This is a genomic window from Mesorhizobium sp. M4B.F.Ca.ET.017.02.2.1, assembly GCF_003998955.1.
Classification (GTDB): Bacteria; Pseudomonadota; Alphaproteobacteria; order Rhizobiales; family Rhizobiaceae; genus Mesorhizobium; species Mesorhizobium abyssinicae.
The window spans coordinates 1-7,723 of record NZ_RZOF01000300.1 but is presented as its reverse complement, the minus strand read 5'-3'; the positions used below and the strand labels follow the sequence as shown (position 1 = coordinate 7,723).

Annotated in this window: 6 protein-coding genes; 2 read left to right on the top strand and 4 right to left on the bottom strand. The window is 57.9% G+C overall.

Going from position 1 to position 7,723, the window contains the following annotated elements:
• Nucleotides 1–145: 145 nt before the first annotated feature.
• The 4 genes from EN738_RS26805 to EN738_RS26790 all read right to left on the bottom strand — a co-directional run bounded on the left by EN738_RS26805 (nt 146) and on the right by EN738_RS26790 (nt 6,531).
• Nucleotides 146–1,333, bottom strand: a complete 1,188-nt coding sequence (locus tag EN738_RS26805; RefSeq protein WP_091600486.1) for a DUF2235 domain-containing protein — start codon at nt 1,331–1,333, stop codon at nt 146–148.
• A 749-nt stretch (nt 1,334–2,082) separates the two neighbouring features.
• Nucleotides 2,083–3,039, bottom strand: coding sequence for a patatin-like phospholipase family protein (locus EN738_RS26800; protein WP_245455120.1), 957 nt, complete (start codon nt 3,037–3,039; stop codon nt 2,083–2,085).
• A 46-nt stretch (nt 3,040–3,085) separates the two neighbouring features.
• Nucleotides 3,086–4,597, bottom strand: coding sequence for a hypothetical protein (locus tag EN738_RS26795; RefSeq protein WP_126037980.1), 1,512 nt, complete (start codon nt 4,595–4,597; stop codon nt 3,086–3,088).
• 32 nt (nt 4,598–4,629) lie between these two features.
• Nucleotides 4,630–6,531, bottom strand: a complete 1,902-nt coding sequence (locus EN738_RS26790) for a hypothetical protein (protein ID WP_126037978.1) — start codon at nt 6,529–6,531, stop codon at nt 4,630–4,632.
• Between the two features lie 624 nt (nt 6,532–7,155).
• Here EN738_RS26790 and EN738_RS26785 point away from each other — a divergent pair.
• The gene (locus EN738_RS26785) at nt 7,156–7,488 is read left to right on the top strand and encodes a hypothetical protein (RefSeq protein WP_091600491.1); all 333 of its coding nucleotides are present in this window, start codon (nt 7,156–7,158) and stop codon (nt 7,486–7,488) included.
• Nucleotides 7,489–7,723 (top strand): hypothetical protein (locus tag EN738_RS35985; protein ID WP_210214091.1); only part of this gene is annotated, 235 nt, incomplete at its 3' end. It abuts the gene before it with no gap.

Below are 7,723 nucleotides of genomic sequence, written 5' to 3'. Positions count from 1 at the left end.
GTCTGAGGCAGAGCGCAAAGCATCTACTATCTAGGTGGACGACGTTTACTCCATTTCCGCCCACGGCGCATCTTTCGCGCTCTGCATGTCAGCCGGAACGGCCAGATCCTGGAAGCAGACGGCGGCACTGCACGCCACTCAGCGGTCAGTGGATCTCGCCAACCGCCTTTCCAGGCTGTTCGGCATCGACCCAACCCATCACCGCGTCAAGATCGACGCCCTTGCGAGTCGACCACTCAACCAAATTGGCGGGCCGGTAGCTTGACGAGTGGCGATACCGCTCGAAGACCGAGCCATCAATCGTCTCATTGACATTGATGTACGTCGCATCCGGGTCCCGGCCGGGAGGGGATGCAATGGGCCGAAGATGCCTCTTGCTGAGGATGGCGTAGGAGCCGCGCATGAACTCCCGGTAAGAGTCTGAAATCGGAGCGTCGAGGGCCCCGTCGTCCACCTCGATGTCGCTCCTGAACGCGAGACCGTGGGACCGGGCCTTTTCGATGATCCAGCTGAGAGGAGCCTGTGCAAGCAGATCATTCGGGTATCCGCCGCCCACATTACCGTGGGCGCCAGCAAACCAACGCTGCTCGACACTGCTGTAGGGACGCGGCGGTGCGATCACCGCCTGGGGATCGGTAGGGATTCTCTTCGTCCATAACGTCGGCATGAAGCTGTTGCGATGCTCATCGAGGGCAAGGGCGTGAAACGCATTCTCGATTGGCACCCTCAAGCCCGTGTCCAGAAATCGGAAACTGGTCCGACTGATGCCTTCCCAGCTGAACGCGGGAATGCCGAGCGCGCCGACAGTGTCCCAGACGGCCACCAGCTTGATCGGCACGCGGCGGGAGTATTTCAGCATCCAGCGTTCTTCCAGGGCAGAGGCCTTCAGCGGGCCTGCGACCAAGTCGTCATGAAGCTTCCACACGGTCAGCGCGTCGCGTCGGCGGTACCGGGCGAACAACTGGTTGACGCTTAACGGGGCACCCGGCCTCAACAGGCCACACTTGGTGATAAAGCCTGTCAGAGAACGCGCAGTGAAGGCGCCACGGCTGAAGCCGAACACGAAGATGTCGTCACCATCGTTGTAGTTTTCGACCAGCCACTCATAGGCATCAAGGATATTCCTGAGCAGCCCCTTCCCAAAGGCTCCGCCAATGACTCCGTTCACCCCGATATCATAGTAGGCGAGCTGGGCTGGGTTTCCGGTGTCTTTCGTTGAACACAGGGCGCGCAAGCGCCAGACATTGGTGTTGTCCGACACGGAATTCCAGGTTCCATCAAGGAAAACCGCCAGCCGCTTCTTACCCGGTCCCGCTGCCGATAATGATTCCATTTCGCTTCCTTGAAAAGGAAGACAGACCACGACATATGGCGGCTGTCCAGCGGTCCTAAGTCAGCGCCCTCCGGAGATTCTGTCCGGTTGCTAAGAAGGTGGGGTAACGCGGCCACAGATGGTGACAAAGGCTGAACTGCCCCAAGCGGCACGAGGCGCGAACAAGATCGAGTAGTCGCGGCTGCTGGTCGTGGGCCGGCCGATGGTGATCATGGACACGCCGACGTAGCTCCCGGTCTTGAAGCGGCCGATGAATTCGACAGGCATCGCCTATGTAGCGGAAGCACCCGTCGCGCCGGTCGAGCTTGAACCTCAGTGTCGGGTTCGGTTGCGTTGGTTCTTCCTGGGCCCTTGCCGGAGCAGATATGAGAATGGCGGCGCCGACAGCCCAGAGCAGCGGCCATTTGGAGGCACTATGGCGCATCACTTGGTCTCGGGGTCGGGCTCACCAAAGGTCTTCACGAAGATGGCCTTGCCAGTGCCTGAAATTTGCTTCTGGATGTCCCAGTCGAGCTTGCTGTCCCTGATGTAGAGACTGAGGGTACAAATCTCGCCGCGGCAGGCACTTGGCGTTGAGGACTGCTTGTCCTGGATAGAATATGAGGCGATATATCCAACGATAACGTCCTTGCAGTCCGTGTCGGGTAAGCGGCAAGGCGGCGCGTTTGACACTTTGCTACTTAAGGAGTTCCGGTGCATAGGATTTGACGCGTGCCATCGTGAGGGCCCGACCATGTCGCACCAAAACCTCATGCTCTTCGGCCTCCAATCTCTTTAAATCTGTTGCCACCAGCGAGGCGAAAGCGGCGTCGCCAGGCCGTTCCTCGCCTACCCGGCTGTCGATTGAAAACCAGATGGGTTTCGGGCCCTTTTTCGCGTCGTACGACAAATTGCAGACGAGCAAATTGAAGACCTCTTACCTGCTCCATCATGATGTTGATCGCCTCCTTGAGCACGATTGTCCCGGACTCCGTCGGATGAGGGGACACGGCGAACGGCTTGCCGCCATCACTTACAAAACACACATCGACGGGATTGCGCCGCGCTCGCATCAACGGGTTCACGCCCAGATTATCGTAAATGCCTCCATCGCTCAGCGTCGCGTATTCGCTCAGGGAATTGGGATAGATGTCGGCATTGAGCCGTAGCGGGGGAAACACGGGCGGGAAAGCCGAGGATGCTGCCACGGCCAAGCTGATTGGATAGTTACTCGCATTCGCGGTGCCGCTCTCGTGCTCCCCCATCGTTTCTCCAGCGTCTTCTCCGGGCGCCAATGCCTTGCCTGCAACAAAGAAAAACATGTTGCCGGTGGCCAGGTTGGTGGCGTTGAGATAGATTCTTGGACCATCTCTGAGAGCGGATAGCCGTGCACCCGCGAACAGATCCCGATCGTAGCTTGCGCCAAGCTTCTCCAGGCGTGTTTCGAAGGGGTCCAGGATACCTCCGATGATCGAAGAGACGGCGATCGACTTTGTCAGCAGATAGTCCGAAAGGCCCTTCAGCACATCCTGTTTGCCCCAATTCAGCGCCAAGTAGGCGCCTGCCACGCTCCCGCCGCTCACGCAGCTGATGAGATCAAGCTTGTCGAGTAAGTCGAGTTCCTGGAGAGCCGTAAACGTCCCTACATGGAACGCGGCAGCACGAAACCCGCCCCCCGAGAGCGCAATTCCAAGTTTCTTGGTTTCGCCGTTGATTAGAACGACCATCGTATACCCCCCATTGAGAATTCCCCGCCGACCCGAGCAGCTGGCATCATGAAAGGTCGAACGTCATCTCAACAAAAAGATCGCTGTGTTCGATCTTGACCGGCCGCTTTGCTGACGTCGGGTTGTTTCGGAAAGCTCGTTTTTCGACGGTTGGATTACCGTCGCCCTGAACGATGCGTCCCTTGGTCTTTTCCTGCAACGCCTTGTAAAGCTCCTCGAACGGCATCCTCCACCCGCTTCCAGGTTCCGCTCGACCCTTACCTTGAATGGCCGCGACCGCCTCTACGACCGGTATCGCGGCTACTAGTCGTGGGTCGACCATGCGCTCCAGACCGAGCGCTTTGACCGTGGCATTATGACTCCCATGGTGTCCGACCTTGTAAAAGGTTGTCCGGCGCAACAGGTCCTCTGCGGTGACAGGTTTGCCCGAGGACATAGTCTTCGCGGCGGGAGGATAGGTCTGGTCATTCCAAGACAGCCAATTCCCCACCTGGGCGTCTCCGGGAAACAGCAATACCTGGCCATCGGGGAGTTCAAACGCCAGTGCCAGGCTGGTGTTGTTTGTATCCGAATCCATCTTCAGGGCCAAAGCTTCGATGGAGCCTGTCCAGTCGCTGTCAATCCTACGCCACTTTTCGGCCGGAGCGTCATACAGTTTGCGGACCCCCGACTTGGTCGCCTTCTTGCGACGGGTTTTCTCTTTCAGGGGTCTTTGGTAAACGGCCGAGAAAGGCAGGACTGTGTCGGTTCGATTGGCAAGAAGCGAGAGCTGGGCATTTACTGTGCTTTCCGCCGCCGCGGCGGCGTCCAGACGCGTCAGATATACCTCCTTCGCCTGTCCCTTGGATGGGGTGTCTTTTCGCAGCAAAACTTCATCTCGAGGCGGGCCAAGAACAAAGGCCTTGATATTGAACTCGTCGAGGTCAATGACCTGTCCAGGCTCAAGATAAGATGTTGAATCGGCACCAGCTTTATCCTTCAGCATTTGCATGATTTCGGCCGTCCCGAAGACGCCCGATGCACCTAGCCCGTTTATGGCGACTGGCCCGGCGAAAGCGGCAAGCGCCGCTGCCGTTCGCAAGCCGGGATGCGCATCGCCTTGCGCCAGCGTGGCCGCCGCCGCCAAAGCCTGCTTTCCCTTCGAAAATCGTGCCCTTAGGACCTGAGCCTGCGGATCTTTCAGGTTTTCGGTCCAAGCCATCCAAAGCCGGCCGATGGAAACCGCACCGTCAAGGAATGCGCCTTTTTCGAACGCAAACCCGGACAGATGGTCGTAGTGCTCGTGGGTTATGACCAGCAGGTCGATCCGGTTGCCGACGGTCTTCAGGACGTCTTTCGCGATCGCTGAAATGCGGGCCGGGCCTGCCTCAACTTCGGACAGGCGCTTTTTACCGATCCGGTTCACGACCTTCGGGTCAAGTTTGGCGATCAGATCGGCTCCAGCGGCAACGTTCTGGAGGACCCCACAATCTATAAGTATGGATCGCTCCAACTCCGCGCCGCCGTCGTCCAACGTGGTGCGAATGAGGAAGCAATCGCTCAAGATGCCGCGATACATCCTGATCCTCAAGAGCTTCAATATCCCCACACCTAACCTCCCCGGTGCACCAGAGCGAACGGTTCGTCCAACGCAGTGCCGGTCGATCCCCCTTGCAGTCCATAACCGAACGCAGTCGAGCCGAAGCGGTAACCCGCAAGGAAATCGCGTTGTTGCTCCAGCCGGGCATCGTCACTAATTCGCTTTCGGACTGCGTAACGCAGGTGACCCTCCCGAAGGTCGAAGATGAGTGTGGCACCACCGCGGAACACAAAGTCCTCGCCCGACGGGTTATCGCCGTGCTTGTCTTGAAGCTCCTGTTCGTTCTGATCGTAGAAGCCGCGCCGCTGCTGTACAATTTCAATGATAAGTTGGCGGAGATCCTGGCCGTCGGGTCCTGTTCGCCGGGAGGTTCTTACAGAATGAATTTCCACGGGCGGAGCAAATCCCTTCGGGTCCCCTGGCCGGCTCAGTATCGTCTCGCGGTCGTCATACGAGATCAAACCTCGTCGGAAGACTACTCCGCACACCTCTTGCCATGGCTTATCCTCGGTGGTCCGAAAGCTCTCCGATCCCAGGATCCACCAATGCACGCTCTCCGCGTTCTCCTCAGCGGCCTTGATTGCCGTCGTCCGATCGAATTTTGGCTCCAAATCCAGGTCCAAATCGTCATAATCGGCCGCCAGATGATGGACCGGCGCCTCCCACAACAAACTGTCGACAGCCAAAGAGAGACAGCCCTCCGGGATGATACCGCGCCGCCGAAACCCTTCTATGATGGCGAGCCGATAATTAAGCACGTCATCGGGCACCAGGTCATAGTCCGCCGTTATGATTGCCCGGAGAAAATCGCCAAAGCGGACGTCTACTGGCGGCAGGTAGTCGAGGGCGCGGATGCACATTCGCATCACGTGTTCCGCCGCCTTGCTCGCCTCCCGGGTTAATCGTTTGACCAGGTCTGGATGGAGGTTCTGGTCGGGACCAATGCCGGGTCTGATGCCGGCGATTCTGAGCAGATCAGCGGTGCGGTTCTCATAGATCGACAGAAAAGCATCGAAAACGGCCGCCACCAGGACCGCGCCGCGTTCGTGAGGCTCCGTCATGTCGTCGCGCAAGATCACGGGCGCAGCGCCACTGTGATCGTCAATCGCCTCGCGAAGGGCTCCGTCCCGGCCGGTAGCCTCGCCGAACTGCCGGGCGAGGCCGCTGAGGAGGGAGCGGTTGTCGAGGCTACCGCCGTCTTTCGCAATCTGGGCGCTGACTGCTTCCTCAAGCGAAAAATGTGAGAACAGAGCGACGATATCGGCAAAGGCTTCGTGGAACGCCAAGCTGTCTACGCTGGTCGGTTCAGCAAACCGCCGGTGAAGTCCATCCAGGATAGCATGCGTGACCTCGTGAACGATGATGTCATGCGAAAGCGCGGTAAACACCCATTTGGCGCCGGCGCTGTGCGCGGACGTCTGAAAATAGCCGAACAGGAGGGCCTTCTTTTCCCGGCTGTAATAAGCATTGGGCTCGCGAAGGGCATGGGGATAGATACGCAATTTATAGACCGGCTCGTATTTTCGCCCGTTGGGAACGCGACGCGGAGCCCAGAAGACTCTCCTGCCAAGCGCCCGTTCGAAAGTTCGAATAGTCTTCATTGCAACGGCGAACACCATCTGCTGGTGAAAGCGGGGATCGCCTTCCGAGGGGGCCAAGCCGTCCTGAGCCAGGAGGTAGGGGTGATTGAGGTCCACCGGCTCATAAAATTGGCCGCTGACCGGATCGATATCAATAACTTCAAGGTAGTCATTGATGGGGCCGGGCTGAATTTCTTCCTCCCAGCTCTGCTCCCAAGGTATTTTAATTGTTGCAACATTAACGCCTGCAGTCGCAGCCGACGTAGAAGCCTGCGGGTCGAAGGCATAGACCCGCAACCGGCGAACAGGCGGAGCCGTATATTGCCCCGACATGGCATTTCCCCCATCCCTAGTATTTCAAACACTACCAATTGAAATACTTACCGAGATTACACCCTCACTCTATTAGAAACATGCTCGAAACATCGGGTCAATGGCCGGCGCGCTTACAGGCATAAAAAACGGAAAATGTTCTTGCCGTATCGGAATAACCGGAGCACTCGATCACCAGACCCTGCCGGTTTACTTTCTGAAGAACGGTCGCTTTCGGGTCGTCATCACCGGGCTAGCGCGTCGCCGCCCGTCCGCACACTTCTTCTAAACCGTTCGCACTCCTGGGCTGACCTGTAGCATCCCATCTGAACGCTTGTTCAGGACGTTCAAGCCGCTTTATCAATCCCCGAAACCGCAGGCATCGTCTTCCCTAGCTGCTCCGTCGGCGGGTGACGCAGCAAGGCCGTTGATTGCTGGATCAAGGCAAGCCTGGCCACCGGGAGACGACGTAGGGGGGTCATGGCTGAGTTATCGAGTCCGTCGACATCTCAACTGTCAGAAGATGAGCGCGCCAGGATCTCAGACAATCAGCGGCGCGCCAGGCGTGAAAGGGGAAAATGGGGCGATGGCTCAGATCTTATAGTCGGTTTGATCGCCAGTATCCTGATTTTTGGATGCCTCTTTATGTTCGCCAAGAACTACGATGCGAGTAGGCCTGAACTGTTTTACCCATGTCTCCTCAGCGGCACCCTCGGGGCATCCCTTGGATGGGCAGCCGGAATATTCATATCACCTTACGGGGATGGTGAACGCGAAGCGTTTGCCAGCTTAGGAAAGCTCGTTTACGGATTTCTGAGCGGATACGCGTTCAGCAAAATCGATCCTCTGGTCATCGCCCTCCTGAAGCCGGAAGCGGCCGCGACTTCCAGCCCTGCCCTCATCTATGCGACAGTTGCGCTGGTGGCGTTTCTCACAAGCCTTGCACTCACCTACATAAGCCGCTCGTATTGGCGTTAAATGGCGATCCCTCCCGGCGTCACATTTTCCGAGGTGGGCGACATAGCGTTCGTTCATCAACATGATTGGTTGAGCCGGCTGATTGTTATCGGGCAGAAAGCGCTTGGAAGGCACGGGGCCCGATTCTCCCATGTTATGGTCTGTGTCGGTTCCGGGATTTGGGCCGATGCAACGCCAGAAAGCGGCGTGATGATTGCCGCCGAGTCAGCTATTTTCGACAGCTTAGCTCCCGGAG